At 72.4% G+C, this 22728-nt stretch carries 23 protein-coding genes; 15 read left to right on the forward strand and 8 right to left on the reverse strand.

All coding sequences use genetic code 11. The annotated features are described in order from the left end of the window. Positions 1-160: 160 nt before the first annotated feature. Positions 161-781, reverse strand: coding sequence for a helix-turn-helix domain-containing protein (locus tag ACFYW7_RS29050; RefSeq protein WP_389507986.1), 621 nt, complete (start codon positions 779-781; stop codon positions 161-163). Between the two features lie 101 nt (positions 782-882). Here ACFYW7_RS29050 and ACFYW7_RS29055 point away from each other — a divergent pair, with 101 nt between their 5' ends. From ACFYW7_RS29055 to ACFYW7_RS29075, 5 genes are all read left to right on the forward strand, one after another. After that, positions 883-1827 (forward strand): NAD(P)/FAD-dependent oxidoreductase, encoded by a 945-nt coding sequence (locus ACFYW7_RS29055; protein ID WP_389507638.1) that lies wholly within the window; start codon positions 883-885, stop codon positions 1825-1827. A gap of 187 nt (positions 1828-2014) precedes the next feature. Further along, positions 2015-3553: an ATP-dependent DNA ligase gene (locus ACFYW7_RS29060; RefSeq protein WP_389507640.1), complete on the forward strand. Its 1539-nt coding sequence runs from the start codon at positions 2015-2017 to the stop codon at positions 3551-3553. Further along, entirely contained in the window at positions 3550-4026 is a 477-nt protein-coding gene (locus ACFYW7_RS29065; RefSeq protein ID WP_389507642.1) for an NUDIX domain-containing protein, read from the forward strand. Before ACFYW7_RS29060 ends, ACFYW7_RS29065 begins: the two co-directional genes overlap by 4 nt. A gap of 106 nt (positions 4027-4132) precedes the next feature. After that, entirely contained in the window at positions 4133-5524 is a 1392-nt protein-coding gene (locus ACFYW7_RS29070; RefSeq protein WP_389507644.1) for an NADP-dependent succinic semialdehyde dehydrogenase, read from the forward strand. Positions 5525-5549: 25 nt separating this feature from the next. Next, positions 5550-5789 carry a DUF6213 family protein gene (locus ACFYW7_RS29075; protein WP_389507646.1) on the forward strand — a complete coding sequence of 80 codons (240 nt, stop codon included), beginning with the start codon at positions 5550-5552 and terminating at the stop codon, positions 5787-5789. A gap of 110 nt (positions 5790-5899) precedes the next feature. On the opposite strand, the gene ACFYW7_RS29080 is transcribed toward ACFYW7_RS29075, so the two are convergent. Then, entirely contained in the window at positions 5900-6580 is a 681-nt protein-coding gene (locus ACFYW7_RS29080; RefSeq protein ID WP_389507648.1) for a transcriptional regulator, read from the reverse strand. 347 nt (positions 6581-6927) lie between these two features. Here ACFYW7_RS29080 and ACFYW7_RS29085 point away from each other — a divergent pair, with 347 nt between their 5' ends. Continuing rightward, positions 6928-7533, forward strand: coding sequence for a hypothetical protein (locus ACFYW7_RS29085; RefSeq protein ID WP_389507650.1), 606 nt, complete (start codon positions 6928-6930; stop codon positions 7531-7533). A 281-nt stretch (positions 7534-7814) separates the two neighbouring features. On the opposite strand, the gene ACFYW7_RS29090 is transcribed toward ACFYW7_RS29085, so the two are convergent. Beyond that, complete coding sequence (locus tag ACFYW7_RS29090) at positions 7815-9044, reverse strand: acyl-CoA dehydrogenase family protein (protein WP_389507652.1); 1230 nt, start codon at positions 9042-9044, stop codon at positions 7815-7817. Between the two features lie 169 nt (positions 9045-9213). On the opposite strand from ACFYW7_RS29090, the gene ACFYW7_RS29095 reads away from it, so the two are divergent. Next, positions 9214-9858, forward strand: a complete 645-nt coding sequence (locus ACFYW7_RS29095) for a TetR family transcriptional regulator (RefSeq protein WP_389507654.1) — start codon at positions 9214-9216, stop codon at positions 9856-9858. A gap of 256 nt (positions 9859-10114) precedes the next feature. Here ACFYW7_RS29095 and def read toward each other — a convergent pair whose 3' ends face one another. Beyond that, a complete protein-coding gene (def, locus tag ACFYW7_RS29100) occupies positions 10115-10654 on the reverse strand; it encodes a peptide deformylase (protein ID WP_389507656.1) in 540 nt (179 codons plus the stop codon). Positions 10655-10809: 155 nt separating this feature from the next. Between def and ACFYW7_RS29105 the strand changes: the two genes are divergently transcribed. The 5 genes from ACFYW7_RS29105 to ACFYW7_RS29125 all read left to right on the forward strand — a co-directional run bounded on the left by ACFYW7_RS29105 (position 10810) and on the right by ACFYW7_RS29125 (position 15506). Further along, complete coding sequence (locus ACFYW7_RS29105) at positions 10810-12048, forward strand: MurT ligase domain-containing protein (protein WP_389507658.1); 1239 nt, start codon at positions 10810-10812, stop codon at positions 12046-12048. A 19-nt stretch (positions 12049-12067) separates the two neighbouring features. After that, on the forward strand, positions 12068-12796 hold the full coding sequence (locus ACFYW7_RS29110) for a type 1 glutamine amidotransferase (RefSeq protein WP_389507660.1): 729 nt from the start codon (positions 12068-12070) through the stop codon (positions 12794-12796). 301 nt (positions 12797-13097) lie between these two features. After that, on the forward strand, positions 13098-14123 hold the full coding sequence (locus tag ACFYW7_RS29115) for a 6-phosphofructokinase (protein ID WP_389507662.1): 1026 nt from the start codon (positions 13098-13100) through the stop codon (positions 14121-14123). A gap of 134 nt (positions 14124-14257) precedes the next feature. Continuing rightward, the gene (locus tag ACFYW7_RS29120; protein WP_389507664.1) at positions 14258-15211 is read left to right on the forward strand and encodes a cytochrome c oxidase assembly protein; all 954 of its coding nucleotides are present in this window, start codon (positions 14258-14260) and stop codon (positions 15209-15211) included. 133 nt (positions 15212-15344) lie between these two features. Then, positions 15345-15506 carry a hypothetical protein gene (locus tag ACFYW7_RS29125; protein WP_389507666.1) on the forward strand — a complete coding sequence of 54 codons (162 nt, stop codon included), beginning with the start codon at positions 15345-15347 and terminating at the stop codon, positions 15504-15506. Positions 15507-15607: 101 nt separating this feature from the next. Here ACFYW7_RS29125 and ACFYW7_RS29130 read toward each other — a convergent pair whose 3' ends face one another. The 4 genes from ACFYW7_RS29130 to ACFYW7_RS29145 form a co-directional block, all read right to left on the reverse strand. Further along, the gene (locus ACFYW7_RS29130; protein ID WP_389507668.1) at positions 15608-16813 is read right to left on the reverse strand and encodes a sensor histidine kinase; all 1206 of its coding nucleotides are present in this window, start codon (positions 16811-16813) and stop codon (positions 15608-15610) included. A 112-nt stretch (positions 16814-16925) separates the two neighbouring features. Further along, a complete protein-coding gene (locus ACFYW7_RS29135; RefSeq protein WP_389507670.1) occupies positions 16926-18707 on the reverse strand; it encodes a cation acetate symporter in 1782 nt (593 codons plus the stop codon). Positions 18708-18710: 3 nt separating this feature from the next. Then, complete coding sequence (locus ACFYW7_RS29140; RefSeq protein WP_389507672.1) at positions 18711-19106, reverse strand: hypothetical protein; 396 nt, start codon at positions 19104-19106, stop codon at positions 18711-18713. A gap of 10 nt (positions 19107-19116) precedes the next feature. Then, positions 19117-19872, reverse strand: coding sequence for a LytR/AlgR family response regulator transcription factor (locus ACFYW7_RS29145; RefSeq protein ID WP_389507675.1), 756 nt, complete (start codon positions 19870-19872; stop codon positions 19117-19119). Between the two features lie 98 nt (positions 19873-19970). Between ACFYW7_RS29145 and ACFYW7_RS29150 the strand changes: the two genes are divergently transcribed. The 3 genes from ACFYW7_RS29150 (at position 19971) to rocD (ending at position 22659) form a co-directional block, all read left to right on the forward strand. Further along, positions 19971-20474, forward strand: coding sequence for an Lrp/AsnC family transcriptional regulator (locus ACFYW7_RS29150; RefSeq protein ID WP_389507678.1), 504 nt, complete (start codon positions 19971-19973; stop codon positions 20472-20474). A gap of 125 nt (positions 20475-20599) precedes the next feature. After that, positions 20600-21412: a dimethylargininase gene (ddaH, locus tag ACFYW7_RS29155; RefSeq protein ID WP_389507681.1), complete on the forward strand. Its 813-nt coding sequence runs from the start codon at positions 20600-20602 to the stop codon at positions 21410-21412. Beyond that, a complete protein-coding gene (rocD, locus tag ACFYW7_RS29160) occupies positions 21409-22659 on the forward strand; it encodes an ornithine--oxo-acid transaminase (protein WP_389507683.1) in 1251 nt (416 codons plus the stop codon). The genes ddaH and rocD overlap by 4 nt, the downstream gene beginning before the upstream one ends. The last annotated feature ends 69 nt before the right edge of the window (positions 22660-22728 follow it).

Consider the following 22728-nt stretch of genomic DNA (forward strand, 5'->3'; position numbering starts at 1 on the left):
CTGTGTCGTCGGACCGGGGTCGAACGCATACTAAGCGGTCGCTTGCCTGCCTGGGAACAGGCGGCGCCCGTCTGCTTCGCCACTCCCTCCGCCAGGGCCCCTCCGGACGATCACGGCCGCGCCGCGCACCCGCGGACAAGGTCGTCCGCCCCGCCCGTCGTCACGCCTCCTCGCCGCGCCCCTTGGGCCGCGCCCGTACGTGCATCCGCTCCCCCTGCGGCCCGAACAGGCTCAGGAACTCCGCGGGCCCCTCCCCCGTCGACCCGAACCAGTGCGGGACCCGGGTGTCGAACTCCGCCGCCTCCCCGGCTTCCATCACGACGTCGTGCCCACCGAGGACCACCCGCAGCCGCCCGGAGAGCACGTACAGCCATTCGTAGCCCTCGTGCGTGCGCGGATCGGGCTCCGCCGTCCGCTTCGGCTCGAACACCTTGTAGGCCTGGAGCCCGCCGGGCTGGCGGGTCAGCGGCCAGTACGTCCGGCCGTGGCGCACGATCGGTTCGGCCCGCACCCGGGGGTCGCCGACCGGTGGGGCGCCGACCAGTTCGTCCAGCGCGACCTGATGGGCCCGCGCGATGGGCAGCAGCAGCTCCAGGCTCGGCTTGCGCAGCCCCGACTCCAGGCGCGACAGCGTGCTCACCGAGATGCCGGTCGCCTCGGACAGGCCGGCCAGGGTCGCCCCGCGCTCCTTCCTGATCCGGCGCAGCCGGGGCCCCACGTCGGCGAGCACCTCGTCCGTCGCCGCGTCACCGGTCGCTCCGTGCCGGACTCCGTCGTTCATGCCCGCCCGGGCCGCTTCGCTCATGCCTTCATTGCAGAATCGGCAAAGCCATTTGTCAATCCGGCCGGTCCGGGGCGACCGTCACGGTGGAGGTGGTCACCATGACCGAGACATACGAGGTGGTCGTCGTCGGCGGCGGCACGGCGGGGCTCTCCGCGGCACTGGTCCTCGGCCGGGCCCGGCGCCGCACGCTCGTCGTCGACGCGGGCGAGCCGCGCAACGCGCCCGCCGCTCATCTGCAGGGATATCTGACGCGGGACGGGACGGCGCCCGCGGAGTTCCTCGCCGAGGGCCGACGGGAGGTCGAGGGGTACGGGGTCGAGATCGTCCGGGACCGGGTGACGGAGGCGGTCCGGGACGACGCCGGGGAGTTCGACGTGACGGTCGGAGGCGAGCGCACCGTGCACGCGCGGCGCCTGATCGTCACCACGGGCCTGGCCGACGAGCTGCCGTCGGTGCCGGGCGTCGCCGAGCGGTTCGGGCGCGATGTGCTGCACTGCCCGTACTGCCACGGCTGGGAGGTCCGCGACCGGGCCTTCGGGGTACTCGCGAGCACCCCGGCGAGCGTGCACCAGGCCCTGATGGTCGGCCAGTGGTCGAAGGACGTCACGCTGTTCCTGCACACGGTCGGCGAGGACGAGCTCTCCGACGAGGACCTGCGCCGGCTCGCCGCGGCCGGGGTCGCCGTGGTGCCGGGCGAGGTCGCGGGACTCGTGGTCGACGCCGACCGGCTGACCGGGGTCCGGCTCGCCGACGGGACCGTGCACGACCGCTCGGTGCTGTTCGTGGCGCCTCGGCCGGTACCGCGGGTCGGCCTGCTCGAAGGGCTGGGCGCCGAACTCCTGGAGACACCCTTCGGCACGTATCCGGTGGTCGACCCGACCGGGCTGACGAGCGTGCCGGGCGTCTGGGCCGCGGGCAACGCGGCCGGTTTCGCGGAGCAGGTCGTCAACGCCGCGAGCGGCGGATACCGGGCGGCGACCACCCTCAACGGCGAACTCCTCTTCAGCGACCTCGACGCGGCCGTCGCACGAGGGCGGGGATAGGCCCGCGGGGAGCCGCCGGGGCACGGGGGCGCCGGGACCGGTCCCGGGCACTCCCCGGCCCCCTCCCGGCGCTCCCCCGTCGGCCACGCCGGAACCGGCCGTCGCGGACGGCGGGTTCCGGCACCGTACGACCGCGGCCGGCGCCGGTACACGTGTGGACCCGGCGTTCGCGTTGCACCATGGCTGCATGCTGCTGAGCCGGCTCGCCCATGTGTCCCAGGAGGTCGCCGCCACCTCGGCGCGGTCCCGGAAGACCGCTCTGCTCGCGGAGCTGTTCCGGGACGCCGGGCCGGACGACGTGCCGATCGTGATCCCCTACCTGGCGGGCCGGCTGCCGCAGGGCCGTCTCGGCATCGGCTGGAAGGTGCTGAGCCACCGGGTCGCCCCCGCCGCCGTCCCCACCCTCACCGTGCGCGAGGTGGACGCCCGGCTCACCGCGCTCGGCAAGGTCTCCGGCACCGGATCGCAGGCCGAACGAGCGCGTTTGGTGGGCGAGTTGATGGGGTCCGCCACCGAGGACGAACAACGTCTCCTGTTCGGCCTGCTCACCGGCGAGGTGCGCCAGGGCGCTCTCGACGCGGTCGCGGTCGAGGGGCTCGCCGAGGCGACCGGCGCGCCCGCCGCGGACGTACGACGGGCGGTGATGCTCGCCGGTTCGCTGGAGGCGGTGGCGCGGGCCCTCCTGGCGGACGGGCCGCCGGCCCTGGACGGCTTCCGGCTCACCGTCGGACGCCCGGTCCTCCCGATGCTGGCGCACACCGCCGCCTCCGTGACCGAGGCGGTCGGCAAGCTCGGCGCCTGCGTGGTGGAGGAGAAGCTCGACGGCATCCGGGTACAGCTGCACCGCGACGGCGAGGACGTCCGCGTCTACACCCGCACGCTCGACGACATCACCGATCGGCTGCCCGAAGTCACCACGGCCGCGATGGAGTTGCGGGGAGAGCGGTTCATCCTGGACGGCGAGGTGATCGCGCTCGACGAGCGGGGACGGCCGCGTTCCTTCCAGGAGACGGCCGGCCGGGTGGGATCCCGCGTGGACGTGGCGAGTGCCGCGAAGACCGTGCCCGTCTCCCCCGTCTTCTTCGACGCGCTCTCGGTCGACGGACGGGAGCTGCTGGACCTGCCGTTCACCGAGCGGCACGCGGAACTGGCGCGCCTCGTCCCCGAGCCGATGCGGGTCCGGCGGGCCCTGGTGCCGGGGCCGGACGAGGCCGCCGAGGCAGAGAGGTTCCTCGTCGACACGCTGGCCCGGGGTCACGAGGGCGTCGTCGTGAAGGCGCTCGACGCCCCGTACAGCGCGGGCCGGCGCGGCGCGTCCTGGCTGAAGGTCAAGCCCGTGCACACCCTCGACCTGGTGGTCCTCGCGGCGGAGTGGGGCCACGGCCGGCGCACGGGCAAGCTCTCCAACCTGCATCTGGGCGCCCGCGGCGGCGACGGCTCCTTCGTCATGCTCGGCAAGACCTTCAAGGGCATGACCGACGCGATGCTCACCTGGCAGACCGGACGGCTCCGGGAGCTGGCCGTCGAGGACGACGGGCACGTGGTGACCGTACGGCCCGAACTCGTCGTCGAGATCGCGTACGACGGCCTCCAGAGGTCCACCCGCTATCCGGCCGGCGTCACCCTGCGCTTCGCGCGGGTCGTGCGCTATCGCGAGGACAAGCGGGCGGCCGAGGCGGACACCGTCGACACCCTGCTCGCCGCACACCCGGAGGTGACCCGATGAGCGGGAACCAGCACGGCAGGCGGAGCGCGGGACTGCTGCTGTTCCGGCGGACCGACGGCGGCGTGGAGGTCCTGCTCGGCCATATGGGCGGCCCCTTCTTCGCACGGCGGGACGCCGGGGCCTGGAGCGTCCCCAAGGGCGAGTACGAACCGGGCGAGACGGCCTGGGACGCGGCCCGCCGCGAGTTCCGGGAGGAGCTCGGCATGGCTCCGCCGGACGGGGAGGCGGTGCCGCTCGGCGAGGTCACCCAGGCCAACGGCAAGGTCGTCACGGCCTGGGCCGTCGAGGCCGATCTCGACCCGGCGGACGTGGTTCCCGGCACGTTCACGATGGAGTGGCCGCCCAAGTCGGGGCGGCGGCAGGAGTTCCCCGAGCTGGACCGGGTGGAGTGGATGACCCCGGAACGGGCCAGGACCCTGATCGTGAGCGCGCAGGCCGCGTTTCTCGACCGGCTGGCGGAGCACCCGTACTGAGAGCCGGTGCCCGGTCCGGCGCGCCGGCTCCCCGGGACCCTCCGCGTTGCGCCGCGCCGCACCGCGCGGGAGGGTCGAGGAACAGCCCGCTCTCAGGAGGTCGGACATGGCCATCGCGACGGTGAACCCGGCGAACGGCGAGACGCTCAAGACGTACGACGCGCTCGACGCCGAGGAGATCGAGCGCAGACTCGCCACCGCCGAGTCCGCGTACCGCACCCATCGCACCACCTCCTTCGCGGAGCGCGCGCGGCTGCTGCACCGGGCCGCCGACCTGCTGGCGGAGGACGAGGAATCCATCGGCCGGGTGATGACCACCGAGATGGGCAAGCCCGTCAAGCAGGCCCGCGCGGAGGCCGCCAAGTGCGCGAAGGCGATGCACTGGTACGCCGACCACGCGGAGGAACTGCTCGCCGACGAGGAACCCGCAGCGTCCGACGCCAAGGACTCCGGCGCCTCCCGGGTCCTCGTCCGCTACCGGCCGATCGGACCGGTGCTCGCCGTGATGCCGTGGAACTTCCCGCTCTGGCAGGTGGTCCGGTTCGCCGCGCCCGCGCTGATGGCGGGCAACGTGGGCCTGCTCAAGCACGCGTCGAACGTGCCGCAGACCGCCCTCTACCTGGAGGACCTGTTCCGTCGCGCGGGCTTCCCGCAGGGCTGCTTCCAGACGCTGCTGGTCGGCTCGGCGGCGGTCGAGGGCATCCTGCGGGACCCGCGGGTCAAGGCGGCCACCCTCACCGGGAGCGAACCGGCGGGCCGGGCGGTCGCCTCGGTCGCCGGGGACGAGGTGAAGAAGACGGTGCTGGAGCTGGGCGGCAGCGACCCGTACGTCGTGATGGCGTCCGCCGACGTCGACCGCGCCGCGCGGACCGCCGTGACGGCGCGGGTGCAGAACAACGGGCAGTCGTGCATCGCCGCCAAGCGGTTCATCGTGCACACCGACGTGTTCGACGCCTTCGCCGAGCGGTTCGTGGCGGGCATGCGGGCCCTCAAGATCGGCGATCCGCTCGAGGAGGACACCGAGATCGGGCCGCTCTCCACCGAACAGGGCCGCGCCGACCTGGAGGAACTCGTCGACGACGCGGTGGAGAACGGCGCGACGCTGCTGTGCGGCGGCGAGCGCCCCGACGGCTTCGGGAGCGGCTGGTACTACACACCGACCGTGCTCACCGACATCACCCCCGAGATGCGCGTCCACCAGGAGGAGACCTTCGGGCCGGTCGCCACCCTGTACCGGGCCGCCGACCTGGACGAGGCGTTGGCCATGGCCAACGACACCCCGTTCGGGTTGAGTTCGAACGTCTGGACGCACGACGAGGCCGAGGTGGAGCGGTTCGTCCGCGATCTGGAGGCGGGCGGGGTGTTCGTCAACGGAATGACGGCCTCGCACCCGGCGTTCCCCTTCGGTGGGGAGAAGAGGTCGGGTTACGGGCGCGAGTTGTCGGGGCACGGAATCCGCGAGTTCTGCAACATCACCACGGTATGGCACGGAGCGTGAGCGTTCCGCAGTTACGATCCACCCTGTGAACCGCGAAGTGACCCTCCCCCTGATCGTCGACGACCGCGGCACGTTGCAGGTGTCGGCCGCCGACGTCAGCAAGCTGCTGCGCACGGTGGGCGGCCGGTGGCTGCACCTGGTGGAGGCCGGCCAGGACGGCCTCGACGAGGACACGGTCGCCGCGCTCACGATCGAACTGGCCAAGCTGGCCGACCGGATCGACGTCGCCTGCATCGCGCACAGCAGCGGGCCGAGCGGCGGCTGACCAGCGGGTGGTCTGAGCGCCGGCGGATGGGCCGGGCGCCGCGCGGACCGCCGGAGCGGCGTCCGCGACGCCCGGTCGGCGCCCGCCCGGCGCCCCACCGTCCCCGGCGCTCAGACCACCCGCTGGTCCAGCTCCCACAGGGCGTGCCAGAACTTCGTCTCGTAGGCCTGGAGCAGCCGCCCGTGGTGACGGACGCCGTCCCGGGAGACGCGTCCCGCGTCGAGTCCGTCCTGCACGGCGTCCAGCGCGCTGCGCTCCAGTTCGGGGGCGGGTGCCGCGAACAGGTCGAAGAAGCCGCAGGCCTCGTCGTCGAATCCGTAGTGGCGGCGCAGCGCCTCGGCGATGGTCGCGCAATAGCCGCTCCAGGCGGCGAAGTCGGCACTGAGCGCGAGGACGACGTCGGCCGGCTCCCCGTTCAGGGCGAGCCAGGCCACGTACGCGGGATAGGCCTGGCAGTCGGCCAGGGGTTCGTACGCGGACGCCGCCGCCCCGTCGGCTCCCACCGCCGCGGCGAACGCGGCGAGGCGGTCCCGGGCCAGCGCCTCCCCCTCCGCGAGCGTCCCGAAGAAGGCCGCGCACGCCGGGTCGGTGCCGGCCGCCGACCGTTCCGCCAGGTGCAGGAACGCCCGGTGGTCCGCGGCGACCACATGACGCTGTTCGTGGGCGAGGGCCGCGAGCGTGGTGCGCCGGGCGGCGCCCCGGGCGATCAGGGGCAGCAACCGGTTGGCGTGCGGGCCCGGGGCGAGTCTCCCGGCGGTGCTGTCCAGCAGTTCCCTGGCCGTCGACGTCATCGCGCGCGCTCCCTCGGTCCGCTGACTCCGGCCCCCTTCGACCAGGGTGCCACGGCGGGACCGGACGTCCCACGGCGCTCCGGACGCGCGGACGAACGAGAGCGTGATCGCGCAGGGCGTCATCGTCGGCCGGACCGGCGAAGAGGGCGGCAGCGTCACGCTGACTGCCGAAGGTGCTGCACCGCCGGACCGGCACAGCGGAGCACCCCCGCTCCCCCACAGCGGGGACGAGGGGACGGGGCGTCGCCGTGTCACAACCCGGTGACGGACAGTCGATGACGCCCGGTGTGCGGGTCCGCCCCCGTCTAGCGTCGTGCGCCTGAACCAGCACTTCTCGGGGAGATCCTGTGCGTACCCGCATCATCACCACCATCCTGGCCTGTACCGCCGTGGCAGCCCTGGCCGCCTGCGAGCCGAAGAGCAGCGACACCGGATCGGCCGCCGGCGGCGGCCCGGCAAAGTCCACGGCCGAGAAGAAGGCCGTCCCCACCTTTGTCGGCATGGGACTCCAGTCCGCGCAGGACAAGGCTCAGAAGGACGGGTTCTACGGGCTCACCTCGCACGACTCCCTCGGCCGCGACCGCTCGCAGATCCTCGATCGGGACTGGAAGGTCTGCTCCCAGGAGCCGGCCGCCGGTAGCGCCGTGTCCACGGACACGAAGCTGGACTTCGGCGCGGTCAAGCTCGACGAGACCTGCCCGGCCCGTGACCGAGCCGCCCCGGCTTCCGCCGGAGCGACGATGCCGGACTTCGCCGGCAAGGCTGTGAAGGTGGCCCGCGGGGCGCTGGACCCGGGTACGTCGATCACCGTCAACGACGCGACCGGGGACAGCCGCTTCGTGCTGCTGGAGTCGAACTGGAAGGTGTGCGGTCAGAAGCCGGCCGCCGGGGCGGCGCTGTCGGGGCAGCCGGTGGAGTTCAGTGCTGTGAAGTTCGAGGAGAGTTGCCCGTAGACGACGGATCGCCCCCGCCGCTTCCCGGATGGGCGGCCGGCGGGGGCGTCATCACCCCGCCTCGGCGGGCGGCGGCAGGCCGGGTCCGAGGAATGAGCCGATCCGCGGCTCCGGGTCCGGCCGCTCGCCGCGGCGGCCGAGCCGCTCGAGCGACCTCGCGTCGGCAGCCTCCCCCAAGCGCTCGTCGGCCTTCGGCCGACAGCACGGGAGCGGTCCTCCGGTCGGTTCCGGAGGGCCGCTCTTCGACTGTGCCCCTCCGCGCGTCCTGCCGCCGTGACGAGTTACCGGATCGGCATCCCCGACAGCGTGCGGGCGATCACCAGGCGCTGGATCTCGCTGGTGCCCTCGAAGATCGTGTAGATGGCCGCGTCGCGGTGCATCCGCTCCACGGGGTATTCACGCGTGTAACCGTTGCCGCCGAGGATCTGGATCGCCTGGCCGGTGACCTTCTTCGCCGTCTCGCTGGCGAAGAGCTTCGACATCGATCCCTCGGCGGCCGTGAACTGCTTGCCGTTGACCGCCATCCAGGAGGCCCGCCACACCAGCAGCCGCGCGGCGTCGATCGAGGTGCGCATGTCGGCGAGCTGGAAGGCGACGCCCTGGTTGTCGATGATCGGGCGGCCGAACTGCTCACGGGTCTTCGCGTAGTCGAGGGCCACCTCGTACGCGGCCCGGGCGGTGCCCACCGCCATGGCGCCGACGGCCGGACGGGACGCCTCGAAGGTGGCCATCGCCGCGTTCTTCACGCGCTCGCCGCCACCCGCGCGCACGCGCTCACGGGCGCGGGCGAGGCGCTCGTCGAGCTTCTCCTTGCCGCCGAGGAGGCAGGAGCCGGGGACGCGGACGTTCTCCAGGACGACCTCGGCGGTGTGCGAGGCGCGGATGCCGTGCTTCTTGAACTTCTGCCCCTGGGACAGACCGGGGGTGTTCGGCGGCACGATGAAGGAGGCGTGCCCCTTGGAGCCGAGGTCCGCGTCGACGACCGCGACGACGACGTGGACGTTGGCTATGCCGCCGTTGGTCGCCCAGGTCTTCGTGCCGTTCAGGACCCATTCGTCCTTGGCCTCGTCGTAGACGGCGCGGGTACGCATCGAGGCCACGTCGGAACCGGCGTCGGGCTCGGAGGAGCAGAAGGCCGCGACCTTGACATCGTTGGCATCGCCGTACATCTGGGGGATCCAGGTGCCGATCTGCTCCTCGGTGCCGTTGGCGAGGACACCCACGGCGGCGAGGCCGGTGCCGACGATGGAGAGGGCGATGCCCGCGTCGCCCCAGAACAGTTCCTCCAGGGCCATCGGTATGCCGAGACCGGTGGGGTCGAAATACTGCTGGGCGTAGAAGTCCAGGGAGTAGATGCCGACCTTCGCGGCTTCCTGGATGACCGGCCAAGGAGTCTCTTCGCGCTCGTCCCATTCGGCGGCCGCGGGACGGATGACATCGGCGGCGAAGCCGTGCAGCCAGTCCCGGACCTCCTTCTGTTCGTCGTTGAGCTCCATGGTGAACTCGGCCATGTCCCCTCCAGCGCTGCACTAAACTGTTACTTGCGGTAACTGGAGTGTGTTACCGGCTGGTAGAGAAAGTCAACTCCCGAACTCTGCTCGGCAGCCCGTTCGATACCCATACGCCGATCAGTGTTAGTTTGCGCAGGCGTCACCGAATCACCACGGGTGGGGAGAGCACATGGACACCACACAGCGGACCGATCAGCAGAGGTCGGCCGACCGCCGGCGCCGCGAACTGCTGGAAGCCGCGGACAGAGTGGTGCTCCGCGACGGCCCCGGGGCCTCCATGAACGCCATCGCCGCCGAGGCCGGCATCACCAAGCCGATCCTGTACCGCCACTTCGGCGACAAGGGCGGACTCTACGCCGCGCTCGCCAAGCGGCACACGGACGCACTCCTCGGAGCGCTGCGGGCGGCGCTGGACGCTCCGGCCGGGCGACGTGAGCGCGTCGAGGCCACCCTGGACACGTACTTGGCCGCCATCGAGGCGCGACCGCAGGTCTACCGGTTCCTGATGCATCCGGCGGAGGGCGGCCAGCCGGGCGACCCCGGTTTCGACGTGGGCAAGTACTCCGCGCCGGTCCTGCGCCGCATGGGCGAGGAACTGGCCGAGGTCATCGAGGAACGCGTGGATCTCGGGCCCGGCAGCCAGCAGTTGGCCCGGGTGTGGGGTCACGGGATCGTCGGCATGATGCACGCCGCCGGGGACTGGTGGCTCGGGGAACGGCCCTGCACGCGCGCCGAGTTGGTGCGAAGCCTGGCCGACCTGCTGTGGGGCCGCCTGGCCGCGGCGGGTGACCGCGTGGGTGGACCGGGCTTCTGATCCGGGCCCGGACGGACATCCCGTCAGGCGCGCGGGCCCTCGACCGGGGCAGGCGCGTGCGACCGGCGCCGGGGGGGGGGGGCCCCCCCCCCCCGCCCCCCCCCGCGGGGCCCCCCCGCCCCCCGCCCGCGGGGGCGGGCCCCCCCGCCCCCCCCCCCCCCGGCGGGGGGGGGGCCGCCCCGCCGGGGCGGGGGCGGGCGCGCCGGCCCCCGCCCCCCCCCCCCGCCCCCCCGGCCCCCGGGCCCCGGGACCGCCGTCAGCCGCTCCAGGGGGCCCGTGCCACCTGGCGCAGCAGCCGTCGTCGGCGCCATCCGGTGACCCGGTCCGCGTAGACCCCGCCGTCGAGGTGGTCGCACTCGTGCTGGAGGCACCGGGCGAACCAGCCCGTGCCGTGCACGGTCACCGGATCGCCGGTGACCGTGCGGCCCTCGACGACCGTGTGGTCGTACCGCTCGGTACCGGCCTCCAGACCGGGCAGCGAGAGACAGCCTTCCGGTCCGCGCAGGACCACACCGTCCGCCTCGACGAGCCGCGGATTCACCACATGCCCGACATGGCGGACATCGTCGTCGTCCGGGCAGTCGTAGACGAAGACCCTGAGTCCGACGCCGATCTGGTTCGCGGCGAGACCGACGCCCTCGGCGGCGTACATCGTGGCGAACATGTCCTCCACGAGTTCGGCGAGTTGGGGACCGAAGTCGGTGACGTCCTCGCAGGCCGTGCGCAGGACGGGGTCGCCGAGCAGGGTGAGGGGCCGGACGCGCCCGTGGGTGCCCGGGATGGAACCGTGTCGCATGACGGCAAGGGTACGGTCCTGGTAGGCGCGCACATGTCGCGTCGGCACCGAGGTGGGTGCCGCGATTCGGGCCCGTGATTGGATCTCGATAGGCTGAGCCCCACATGGTGCCGGGGGCAGGGGCGCGGCGCGTACGCAAGGAGGATCGAGAAACGATGTCAGGCAACTCGGACCCGCTGTCGCCGCGGGCCAAGCTGGCCGTGACGGCGGGCAAGGCGGCGGCTGCCGTCTCGCGGGCCGCCGGACGCGGCAGCGGATCGGTGATCGGTGGCCGGGTGGCGCTCAAGCTCGACCCCGACCTGCTGGCCAGGCTGGCCACGCACCTGGACGTGATCCTGGTGTCCGCCACCAACGGCAAGACCACGACCACCCGGCTGATCGCCGAGGCGCTGCGCGCCGCGGGCCCGGTCGTGTCGAACGCGCTCGGCGCCAACATGCCCGCGGGCATCACCTCGGCACTCGCCGGGGGGTCGGACGCCAAGTTCGCGGTCATCGAGGTCGACGAGAAGTACCTCGCCGGTGTGGCACGTGACACCGACCCGAAGTGCATCGCGCTGCTGAACCTCTCCCGTGACCAGCTCGACCGGGCCGCCGAGACGCGGATGATGGCCGAGCACTGGCGCGAGGGGCTGGCCGGTTCCAAGGCCGTCGTGATCGCCAACGCGGACGACCCGCTGGTGGTCTGGGCCGCGTCCTCGTCACCGAACGTCGTCTGGGTGGCGGCCGGCCAGATGTGGAAAGAGGACGCCTGGTCCTGCCCGTCCTGCGGCGGTGTCATGCAGCGTCCCGGCGACGACTGGTTCTGCGGCGAGTGCGGCTTCCGCCGTCCCACGCCGACCTGGGCGCTGTCCGGGGACCACGTCCTCGACCCGCACGGATCCGCCTGGCCGATCCACCTCCAGCTGCCGGGCCGCGCCAACAAGGCGAACGCCGCCTCGTCGGCCGCCGTGGCCGCCGTCTTCGGGGTGCCGCCGCAGGTCGCCCTGGAGCGCATGTACCAGGTGCAGGCGGTGGCCGGACGCTACGACGTGGTGCAGTTCATGCAGCGCGACCTGCGTCTGCTGCTCGCCAAGAACCCCGCGGGCTGGCTGGAGACCTTCTCCCTGATCGACCCGCCGCCGACCCCGGTCATCCTGTCGGTGAACGCGCGCGGCGCCGACGGCACCGACACCTCCTGGCTGTGGGACGTCGACTACACCCGCCTGACCGGGCACCCGATCTTCGTCCTCGGCGACCGCAAGCTGGACCTCGCCGTACGCCTCGAAGTCGCGGGCCAGCAGTTCCAGGTATGCGACACCCTCGACCAGGCCGTGCAGCAGGCACCGCCCGGGCGCATCGAGGTCATCGCGAACTACACCGCGTTCCAGGACTTGAGGCGTCGTGTCGGCAACTGAGCCACGGAGGACGAAGAGAATGAGTGACAACAGCCTGCGTCTGGTGTGGATCTATCCGGACCTGCTGAGCACCTACGGCGACCAGGGCAACGCCCTCGTCGTCGAGCGGCGGGCGCGTCAGCGCGGCCTCGACGTGGCCCGTGTCGACGTGCGCAGCGACCAGCCGATCCCCACCTCCGGCGACATCTACCTCATCGGGGGCGGCGAGGACCGGCCGCAGCGGCTCGCCGCGGAGCGGCTGCGCCGCGACGGCGGTCTGGAGCGGGCGGTGGGCAACGGCGCGATCGTGTTCTCCGTATGCGCCGGCTACCAGATCCTCGGGCACGAGTTCATCAACGACCTCGGCGAGCGCGAGCCGGGCCTCGGTCTGCTCGACGTGGTCTCGGTGCGCGGTGAGGGCGAGCGGTGCGTCGGCGACGTCCTCGGGGACATCGACCCGCGGCTCGGACTCCCCCAGCTGACCGGCTTCGAGAACCACCAGGGGGTCACCCACCTCGGGCCGACCGCCCGCCCGTTCGCGAACGTGCGGCTCGGCAAGGGCAACGGCACGGGCGACGGCACCGAGGGCGCGTACAACGACACCGTCTTCGGTACGTACATGCACGGACCCGTCCTGGCCCGCAATCCGCAGATCGCGGACCTGCTGCTGAAGCTGGCCCTCGACGTCAACGCGCTCCCGCCGTGCGACGACCGCTGGTACGAGGCGCTGCGCTCCGAGCGCATCACCTCCGCCCAGCAGCCCGCGTAGGGCCCGCCCGGCCGCCCAGGAGGAACCGTTCCTCAAGGAGGAACGGTTCCTCTTCGCGTTCCCCGGGGAGCGGTGCTCCGCGCTTCGGGGAACGGCCGCGGGCACCCCTCCGGAGCCCGTCCGATACGACTTCCGCACAGGTGAGCGGGCCCGTCTGGCACGGCAACCGCACAGGTGAGCGGGCCCGTCCAGCAGGCGGACGCACGGTGCGGCCGGGCCCCCTCCCGCCGGTAGGGTGGCGGAGATCCTGCCGGACAACGTGGTCCGGTCCCCGGCCCACGTTGAGAAGGTATTTCGGGCTATGCGCATTGGTGTCCTCACGTCCGGCGGCGACTGCCCCGGCCTGAACGCCGTCATCCGGTCGGTCGTACACCGTGCCGTCGTCGACCACGGCGACGAGGTCATCGGCTTCCGGGACGGCTGGAAGGGCCTCCTGGAGTGCGACTACCTCAAGCTCGACCTCGACGCGGTGAGCGGCATCCTGGCCCGCGGCGGCACGATGCTCGGCTCCTCCCGGGTCCAGCCCGCGCACCTGCGGGACGGCGTGGAGCGGGCCAGGGGCCACGTCGCGGAGCTCGGGCTCGACGCGATCATCCCGATCGGCGGTGAGGGCACGCTGAAGGCGGCCCGCCTGCTGTCGGACGCCGGCCTGCCGATCGTCGGCGTGCCGAAGACCATCGACAACGACATCGCGGTCACGGACGTCACCTTCGGCTTCGACACGGCCGTCGGTGTCGCGACCGAGGCCCTCGACCGGCTGAAGACCACCGCGGAGTCCCACCAGCGCGTGCTGATCGTGGAGGTCATGGGCCGCCACACCGGCTGGATCGCGCTGCACTCCGGCATGGCCGCGGGCGCCCACGCCATCGTCGTGCCCGAGCGGCCGTTCGACATCGAGGAGCTGGCCGCCAAGGTCGGCGAGCGGTTCGCGGCGGGCAAGCGGTTCGCCATCGTCGTCGCCGCCGAGGGCGCCAAGCCCCGCGAGGGCTCGATGGAGTACGACGAGGGCGGCAAGGACGTCTACGGCCACGAGCGCTTCGCGGGCATCGCCCGGCAGCTCTCCATCGAGCTGGAGCAGCGACTCGGCAAGGAGGCCCGGCCGGTCATCCTCGGCCACGTGCAGCGCGGCGGCACGCCGACGGCCTACGACCGCGTCCTCGCGACCCGGTTCGGGTGGCACGCCGTGGAGGCCGTGCACCGGGGCGAGTTCGGGAAGATGACCGCGCTGCGCGGCACCGACATCGTGATGGTGTCGCTCGCTGAGGCGGTCGAGACCCTGAAGACGGTTCCGGACGAGCGCTACGCCGAGGCGGAGTGCGTCCTCTAGGACATGCGCGGTGGTAACCGCCCCCGGCCGCAGCCGCGGCCGGGGGCGGTTCTACTCTGGTGCGGACGGACAGCGCACAAACCTCCCCCAGTGCCCCAAAAGGGCGGGGGCAGCCCAGAAACAGGAGCCGGCGGATGGATCACAGCGGGCACGGCATGACCATGGATCTGCCGCCGTTCACGCTGGGGCGGGGGCTCGAGTGGTCCGCGGACCCGTTCTTCCTCGTCGCCTGCCTGCTGGGGCTCGGGCTGTACGGCTGGGGTGTCGTGCGGCTCGCACGGCGCGGCGACGCGTGGTCCTGGGGCCGTACGGCCTCCTTCGTCATCGGCGTGCTGACCGTGCTGCTCGTCATGTGCACCCGGCTGAACGACTACGGCATGGTCATGTTCAGCGTGCACATGGTGCAGCACATGGTGATCAGCATGCTGTCGCCGATCCTGATCCTGCTCGGGGCGCCGATCACCCTGGCGCTGCGCGCGCTGCCGGTGGCCGCGAAGCGGGGCGCCAAGGGGCCGCGTGAACTGCTGCTGATGTTCCTGCACAGCCGGTACATGCGGATCGTCACCCACCCGGCGTTCACCATCCCGCTGTTCATCGCGAGCCTGTACGCGCTGTACTTCTCGCCCGTCTTCGACTTCCTGATGGGCTCCACCGCGGGGCACATCGTGATGATGTGCCACTTCCTCGCCGTCGGGCTGGTCTTCTTCTGGCCGATCATGGGTGTGGATCCGGGCCCGCACCGCCCGGGCTATCTGATGCGGATGCTGGAGCTGTTCGCGGGCATGCCCTTCCACGCCTTCTTCGGCATCGCGCTGATGATGGCCTCGCAGCCGATGGTCGAGTCGTACAAGAATCCGTCGGCCTCCCTCGGCATCGACGCGCTCGCCGACCAGACCGCCGCCGGCGGCATCGCCTGGGCGTTCAGCGAGATCCCGTCCGTCCTCGTCCTGCTCGCGCTGCTGTTCCAGTGGTACGGCTCCGAGCAGCGGCAGGCGAAGCGCCAGGACCGGGCCGCGGACCGCGACGGCGACAAGGAGCTCGAGGCCTACAACGCCTATCTCGCCTCGCTCGACGCGCGGAGCCGCTGACCCGGCCCGGCCGCTCGGCCGCCGGTCACGACCGCCGTGGCCCCCGGCCTCTGGCGCGCCTCCTCCCTCCGGGTGAAAATGGCGCCAAAGGCCACGGCCCGCGTCGCGGACCCGCCTGGAGGAGGGTGCTGCGATGCCCGGTACGACGAAGACGATGGGGGTGCTCACCGTGGGCGGGCTCGTCATGGTGACGGCCTACACGGTGGCGCTGGGAAGCAACGGCTGGCTGTGGTTCGGCTGGGTCGTGCTCGGCCTGATCACCCTGGGAATGGTGGTCTCGCACGGCAGCACCTGACCCCGGCCCACCACTCGGGGGAGACACGGCAGGGGGCCGGGGCCCCCGGTCCCGGCCCGCCGCCCCTCGGGCCGTCGCCGGCCGCAACCGGCCGCCACCGGTCATTGCCGGGGGCGGCGGGCCGCCGAGTGCACTCCGGGCTGGTACTTGGGGAGCCGGGCGGTGATCTTCATCCCCGCTCCCACCGCGGTCTCGATGACCAGGCCGTGATCGTCGCCGTACACCTGGCGCAGCCGTTCGTCGACGTTGGAGAGCCCGATGCCCCCGGACGGGCTGACCTCTCCGTTCAGGATGCGGCGCAGCCGTTCGGGGTCCATGCCGGTGCCGTTGTCCTCGATCACGACCAGCGCCTCGGCACCCGCGTCCCGCGCCGTGATGCTGATGTGGCTCTTGTCGGTCTTGCCCTCGAGCCCGTGCTTGACGGCGTTCTCCACCAGGGGCTGGAGACAGAGGAACGGCAGCGCGACCGGCAGCACCTCGGGCGCGATCTGCAGGGTGACCGACAGCCGCTCGCCGAAGCGGGCCCGGACGAGCGCCAGGTAGTGGTCGATGGCGTGCAGTTCGTCGGCGAGGGTGGTGAAGTCACCGTGTCTACGGAACGAGTAGCGGGTGAAATCGGCGAATTCCAGCAGCAGGTCCCGGGCGCGCTCCGGGTCGGTGCGGACGAACGAGGCGATCACGGCCAGTGAGTTGAAGATGAAGTGCGGGGAGATCTGGGCACGCAGGGCCTTGATCTCGGCCTCGATCAGCCGGGTCCGGGAACGGTCGAGGTCGGCCAGCTCCAATTGGACGGAGACCCAGCGCGCGACCTCGCCCGTGGCGCGTACGAGGACGGCCGACTCCCGGGGCGCGCAGGCGACGAGGGCTCCGTGCACCCGGTCGTCGACGGTGAGCGGGGCGACCACGGCCCAGCGCAGGGGGCAGTCGGGCACGTCGCAGCTGAGCCGGAAGGCCTCGCCGCGGCCCGTCTCCAGCGGGCCGCCGAGCCGTTCCATGATCTCCGTGCGGTGGTGGGCCCCGACGCCGTCCCAGGCGAGGACCGAGTCCTGGTCGGTCAGACACAGCGCGTCCGTGCCGAGAAGGGTGCGCAGGCGGCGGGCGGACCGGCGGGCCGTCTCCTCGGTGAGTCCCGCGCGCAGCGGGGGCGCGGCCAGCGAGGCGGTGTGCAGGGTCTGGAAGGTGGCGTGCTCGACGGGGGTGCCGAGCCCGCCGAGGTTCTCGGGCCGCGCGGTGCGCCTGCCGAGCCAGAATCCGGCCGCCAGCAGGGGAAGCACCGCGACACAGAGCCCTGCCACGAACCCGCTCACCCGGTCACCCCCGCCTTCGTGACGTCCGCCGCACCGCGCCCCTGACCATCCTGGCGCGGCCACCCCGGCCGAGGACCCGCGTGCCCTCGGCCGCGCCCGCGCGCCGAAGCCCTCACCGCTCGGACTCCTTCGCGCCCGTCGCCGCGGCGCCCGCCGCCGCTCCCGCCGCCCCGCTCACCGCCGCGTGGACCTGGCCGTCCGTGAGTTCCTCCGGGAGATGGAAACGGGCGAGGATCGCCGCCGTTCCGGCCGGTATGCGGGCGGCGGTGACCAGGGACACCAGCACCATGGTCACGAAGCCGAGCGGCACGGACCAGAGGGCCGGCCAGGCGAGCAGCGCGTGCAGGGACCCGGTGTTCGGCAGGCCGGCCATGGTCGCGGCGACGGCGACGAGTGCGGCGCCCCCGCCGACCAGCATCCCGGCCGCCGCTCCCGGCGGGGTGAGCCGCCGCCACCAGATGCCGAGGACCAGCAGCGGGCAGAAGGAGGACGCGGACACGGCGAACGCGAGACCCACCGCGTCGGCGACCGGCAGCCCGCCCACCAGCACGCTCGCGGCGAGTGGCACGGCCATGGCCAGCACGGTTCCGAGCCGGAAGTGGCGTACCCCGCGGGAGGGCAGCACGTCCTGGGTGAGCACGCCCGCGACCGCCATGGTCAGGCCGGACGCGGTCGACAGGAACGCGGCGAAGGCGCCGCCCGCGACGAGCGCGCCGAGGAGGTCCGCGCCGACTCCGCCGATCATCCGGTCGGGCAGCAGGAGCACCGCGGCGTCCGCGTCGCCGGTGAGGCTGAGTTCGGGGGCGTACAGCCGGCCCAGTGCCCCGTAGACGGGCGGGAGGAGGTAGAAGGCGCCGATCAGGCCGAGGACGGCGACGGTGGTACGGCGGGCGGCGACACCGTGCGGGCTGGTGTAGAAGCGGACGACGACGTGGGGCAGTCCCATCGTGCCGAGGAAGGTGGCGAGGATCAGGCCGTACGTGGCGTACAGCGGGCGTTCCTCGCGCCCCGCGGCCAGCGAGGTCGACATGCCGTCGTTCTCGCCCCGGTCGGCCGCCGGGACCGGGGCGCCCCGGTCGAAGGTCAGGTCGGTACCCCGCTCGATGTGGTGGGCGCCCCGGGGGAGCCGGACGCGCGCGTCCTCGTACCGGCGGCCGTCGACGGTGCCCGTCACGGTGACGGTGAGCGGCCCCGACAGTTTCAGGTCGAGCGTGGCGTCGACCTGGACGAGACGGCGTTCGCGGAAGGTCGGCGGTTCGGCGAAGGGATCGCGGGGGGTGTCGTGGGACTGCCAGGCGAGGATCAGGAAGAGGGCGGGGACCAGCAGGGCGGTGAGCTTGAGCCAGTACTGGAACGCCTGTACGAAGGTGATGCTGCGCATGCCTCCGGCGGCGACCGTGGCCACCACGACGACGGCCACGAGCACCCCGCCGAACCAGTCGGGCGCGTCGGTCAGCACCGCGAGGGTCAGCCCGGCGCCCTGGAGTTGGGGCAGCAGGTAGAGCCAGCCGACGCCGACGACGAACGCGCCGGCGAGCCGCCTGACGGCCTGGGACCCGAGCCGGGCCTCGGCGAAGTCGGGCAGCGTGTAGGCGCCGGAGCGGCGCAGCGGCGCCGCGACGAAGAGGAGCAGGACGAGGTACCCGGCGGTGTAGCCGACGGGGTACCAGAGCATGTCGGGGCCCTGGACGAGGACCAGGCCCGCGATGCCCAGGAACGAGGCCGCGGAGAGGTACTCACCGCTGATCGCCGCCGCGTTGAGCCGGGGGCCGACGGTGCGCGAGGCGACGTAGAAGTCGGAGGTGGTCCGGGAGATGCGCAGCCCGAACGCGCCGACCAGGACGGTCGCGACGACGACGAGGGCGACGGCGGGGACGGAGTAGTTCTCGTTCACGGCTCAGCGGTCCTCGACCAGGCGCACGAAGTCCTTCTCGTTGCGCTCCGCCCGTCGTACGTACCAGCGGGCGAGCAGCACCAGCGGGGGATACACGCAGAAGCCGAGGACGGCCCATTCCAGGGTCGCGCCGTCCGGCATCGCGGCGAAGACCAGCGGCAGCGGGCCGACGAGCAGCACCAGGACGGCGAACACCGTCGCCCCCGCGCGGAGTTGACTGCGCATCAGGGAGCGGACATAGGTGTGGCCGAGTGTGGTCTGTTCGTCGATCTCGGTCCGCGGCCGGTAGTGGCCCGACCCGTGGGGGTGGCGACCGCGCGAGCGGAGCCGGGCCGCGGGGAGGGTGCGCCTGGGCTCTCCGGTGACGGTCACCCGGCGTTCGGTGGGGTCCTGCGGCACGCCGTCCTCCTCAGCTCGTGGTCCGGCGCAGCAGCAGATCGCGCAGTTGGCGGGCGTGCCGGCGGCTGACCTGGAGTTCGACGGAGTCGACGAGGACGCTCACCGTGCCCGCGTCCAGGCGCAGTTCGCCGATGTGGCGCAGGGCGACGAGGTGGCTCCGGTGGATGCGGACGAACCCCCGGGGGCGCCATCGCTCCTCGAGGGTGGACAGCGGGATGCGCACGAGATGGCTGCCCTGGGCGGTGTGCAGCCGGGCGTAGTCGCCGTGGGCCTCGACGTGCGTGATGTCGTCGACGGCCACGAAGCGGGTGACTCCGCCGAGTTCGACGGATATGTGGTCGGGGTCGGGCTCGTGGACGGGGATCAAGGGTGCGGTGTCCCGGAGTTGGACGGTCCGCCGGACCGCCTCGGCGAGCCGTTCGCGGCGTACGGGCTTGAGGACGTAGTCGACGGCCTTGAGGTCGAAGGCCTGGACGGCGAAGCCCTCGTGGGCGGTCACGAACACGACGAGCGGCGGCTGGGCGAACCCGCCGAGCAGCCGGGCGAGGTCGAGTCCGTCCAGGCCGGGCATGTGGATGTCGAGGAAGACGACGTCGATCGCCTCGGGTCCGCCGGGTCCTGACTCCAGGGCCCGGTTGATCCGGCGCAGCGCCTCGGTGGCGTCGCTCGCGCCCTCGGCGCTGCCGATCCGGGGATCGGCGTTCAGCAGGTACAGGAGTTCCTCGAGGGACGGTTGTTCGTCGTCGACGGCGAGCGCGCGCAGCATGAGAGTGGAGTGTAGGAGCGTTGGGCCCGGCTGGACATGTGCGGGACGTGGACGTCGTGGCCGGCCGGGCGGAGGCCGCCGCTGGATACAGTGCCGCCATGAGCAGCAAGCCCGCGATGTTCGACGACCTCGACCGCAAGATCATCACGGCTCTGATGGCCAACGCCAGGACGAGCTTCGCGGAGATCGGCGCGGCGATCGGCCTGTCCGCGACGGCGGTCAAGCGCCGCGTGGACCGATTGCGCGAGACGGGTGTGATCACCGGGTTCACCGCCACGGTGAAGCCCGCGGCGCTCGGCTGGCGCACGGAGGCGTACGTCGAGGTGTACTGCGAGGGCGCGGCGCCGCCGCGGCGGCTCGCGGAGGTGGTGCGCAACCATCCGGAGATCACGGCGGCGATGACCGTGACCGGCGGCGCGGACGCCCTGCTGCATGTACGGGCCACGGATGTGGGGCACTTCGAGGAGGTCCTGGAGCGCATCCGGGTGGAACCGTTCATCCGGAAGACGATCAGCTACATGGTCCTGTCCCATCTGCTGCCCGAGGCCCCGGAGGCGGGGGCGACACACGCGGCCCCCGATGACGCAGGAAACGTGCGCTGACCCGACAGATCACGCAGCAGTGCTGCGTACACGCGCAGCTCTCCTCGCTTGTCGCGCGAAGCCCTCGCTTCTTACCGTGGAGACGTCCCACCCGTCGACACCGCAGGAAGCGGAGGAACCTCTCTGTGCCCGACAGCCGTGTGCCGCGCCTCCGGCGCTTTCTCGTCTGCGAACCCAGACACTTCGCCGTGCAGTACGCCATCAACCCCTGGATGCGTCCCGACACCCCCGTGGACGTCGATCTCGCGCGCGATCAATGGCGGGCACTGATCAGTGCCTACCGCGCGCACGGCCACACCGTCGACTCCGTCGAACCGGTGCCCGGTCTGCCCGACATGGTCTTCGCCGCGAACTGCGCGCTCGTGCTGGAGAACCGTGTCTTCGGCTCGTCCTTCCACGCGCCCGAGCGCCGCCCCGAGTCCATCGCCTACGACACCTGGTTCAAGGCGGCCGGCTTCGACGTCTACCGCCCCGAGTCGGTGTGCGAGGGCGAGGGCGATCTCGTCCCGGCGGGCCGCTACGTCCTGGCCGGTACCGGCTTCCGCACGACACCCGAGGCGCACCGCGAGGTACAGGAGTTCTTCGGCGTCCCGGTGATCGGCCTCCAGCTGGTCGACCCGCACTTCTACCACCTCGACACCGCGCTCTTCGTCCTCGACGACGCGAACATCGCGTACTACCCCGACGCCTTCTCGCCGGGCAGCCGCGAGGTGCTGGGCCGCCTGTTCCCGGACGCGGTGCTCGCGACCCGCGAGGACGCCTTCGCCTTCGGCCTCAACTCCGTCTCCGACGGACGCCACGTCTTCATCGCGCCGCGCGCCGAGGCCCTCGCCGGCCAGCTCGTCCGGCACGGCTACGTCCCCGTCCCCGTCGACCTCTCGGAGCTCCACAAGGCCGGCGGCGGCATCAAGTGCTGCACTCAGGAGATCCGTTCATGACCGCTCCCGCCCGTACGCGCACGTCCGCCGACACCGGTACGCGCGGCTCCGACGAACTGATCCGGGCCGAGGCCCCCGTCCTGGCGCACAACTACCACCCGCTGCCCGTGGTCGTCGCGCACGCCGAGGGCACCTGGGTCGAGGACGTCGAGGGCCGCCGCTACCTCGACATGCTGGCGGGCTACTCGGCCCTCAACTTCGGCCACCGCAACCCGGTGCTGATCGAGGCCGCGCACCGCCAGCTCGACCGGCTCACCCTCACCTCGCGGGCCTTCCACAACGACAGGCTGGCCGGGTTCGCCGAGTCCCTGGCCGCCCTGACGGGCCTGGACATGGTCCTGCCGATGAACACGGGCGCCGAGGCGGTGGAGAGCGCCATCAAGGTGGCCCGCAAATGGGCGTACGAGGTGAAGGGCGTCGAGCCCGACCGGGCGACGATCGTGGTGGCGGCCGACAACTTCCACGGCCGTACGACCACGATCGTCAGCTTCTCCACCGACGAGACGGCCCGGGCCGGCTTCGGCCCCTTCACGCCGGGCTTCCGGGTGGTGCCGTACAACGACCTGGCCGCGCTCGAGGCGGCGATCGACGAGACGACGGCCGCGGTGCTGCTCGAGCCGATCCAGGGCGAGGCGGGCGTGGTCATCCCGGACGACGGCTACCTCGCGGGCGTCCGCGCGCTCACCCGCCGCACCGACTGCCTGTTCGTCGCGGACGAGATCCAGTCCGGGCTCGGTCGCACCGGCACCACCCTCGCGGTGGAACACGAGTCGGTCCTGCCCGATCTGCTGCTTCTCGGCAAGGCGCTCGGCGGCGGCATCGTGCCCGTCTCCGCGGTCGTCGGACGCCGGGACGTGATGGAGGTGCTGCGCCCGGGTGAACACGGCTCCACGTTCGGCGGAAACCCGCTGGCCGCGGCGGTCGGCTCGGCGGTCGTCGCCCTGCTGGAGACCGGCGAGTACCAGCGCAGGGCGACCGAGCTGGGCGTGGTCCTGCGGGACGGGCTGGCGGCCCTGGTGGGCCGGGGCGTCGAGGGCTTCCGCGCGCGCGGGCTGTGGGCGGGAGTAGACATCGACCCGGCCGTCGGCACGGGCCGCGAGATCAGCCGGCGCCTGATGGACGAGGGGATTCTGGTCAAGGACACGCACGGTTCGACCATCCGGCTGGCACCCCCGCTCACCATCACGGCCGAGGAACTCCGGTCGGCTCTGGGGGCCCTGGAGAAAGTACTGACGCGAGGGATCTGATATCGGCCAACAGGCCACAGAGAGTGACACCACATCGGTTACGCCCGACGGCGGCCGCGCCTACACTGA

The organism is Streptomyces sp. NPDC002580 (genome assembly GCF_042889485.1).
Lineage (GTDB): Bacteria > Actinomycetota > Actinomycetes > Streptomycetales > Streptomycetaceae > Streptomyces.

What these genes read in the sequence shown, in the direction of transcription:
- ACFYW7_RS29050 (WP_389507986.1), bottom strand. Translation starts at nt 781, where the DNA reads ATGAACGACGGAGTCCGGCACGGAGCGACCGGTGACGCGGCGACGGAC.
- ACFYW7_RS29055 (WP_389507638.1), top strand. Translation starts at nt 883, where the DNA reads ATGACCGAGACATACGAGGTGGTCGTCGTCGGCGGCGGCACGGCGGGG.
- ACFYW7_RS29060 (WP_389507640.1), top strand. Translation starts at nt 2,015, where the DNA reads ATGCTGCTGAGCCGGCTCGCCCATGTGTCCCAGGAGGTCGCCGCCACC.
- ACFYW7_RS29065 (WP_389507642.1), top strand. Translation starts at nt 3,550, where the DNA reads ATGAGCGGGAACCAGCACGGCAGGCGGAGCGCGGGACTGCTGCTGTTC.
- ACFYW7_RS29070 (WP_389507644.1), top strand. Translation starts at nt 4,133, where the DNA reads ATGGCCATCGCGACGGTGAACCCGGCGAACGGCGAGACGCTCAAGACG.
- ACFYW7_RS29080 (WP_389507648.1), bottom strand. Translation starts at nt 6,580, where the DNA reads ATGACGTCGACGGCCAGGGAACTGCTGGACAGCACCGCCGGGAGACTC.
- ACFYW7_RS29090 (WP_389507652.1), bottom strand. Translation starts at nt 9,044, where the DNA reads ATGGCCGAGTTCACCATGGAGCTCAACGACGAACAGAAGGAGGTCCGG.
- ACFYW7_RS29095 (WP_389507654.1), top strand. Translation starts at nt 9,214, where the DNA reads ATGGACACCACACAGCGGACCGATCAGCAGAGGTCGGCCGACCGCCGG.
- def (WP_389507656.1), bottom strand. Translation starts at nt 10,654, where the DNA reads ATGCGACACGGTTCCATCCCGGGCACCCACGGGCGCGTCCGGCCCCTC.
- ACFYW7_RS29105 (WP_389507658.1), top strand. Translation starts at nt 10,810, where the DNA reads ATGTCAGGCAACTCGGACCCGCTGTCGCCGCGGGCCAAGCTGGCCGTG.
- ACFYW7_RS29110 (WP_389507660.1), top strand. Translation starts at nt 12,068, where the DNA reads ATGAGTGACAACAGCCTGCGTCTGGTGTGGATCTATCCGGACCTGCTG.
- ACFYW7_RS29115 (WP_389507662.1), top strand. Translation starts at nt 13,098, where the DNA reads ATGCGCATTGGTGTCCTCACGTCCGGCGGCGACTGCCCCGGCCTGAAC.
- ACFYW7_RS29120 (WP_389507664.1), top strand. Translation starts at nt 14,258, where the DNA reads ATGGATCACAGCGGGCACGGCATGACCATGGATCTGCCGCCGTTCACG.
- ACFYW7_RS29125 (WP_389507666.1), top strand. Translation starts at nt 15,345, where the DNA reads ATGCCCGGTACGACGAAGACGATGGGGGTGCTCACCGTGGGCGGGCTC.
- ACFYW7_RS29145 (WP_389507675.1), bottom strand. Translation starts at nt 19,872, where the DNA reads ATGCTGCGCGCGCTCGCCGTCGACGACGAACAACCGTCCCTCGAGGAA.
- ACFYW7_RS29150 (WP_389507678.1), top strand. Translation starts at nt 19,971, where the DNA reads ATGAGCAGCAAGCCCGCGATGTTCGACGACCTCGACCGCAAGATCATC.
- rocD (WP_389507683.1), top strand. Translation starts at nt 21,409, where the DNA reads ATGACCGCTCCCGCCCGTACGCGCACGTCCGCCGACACCGGTACGCGC.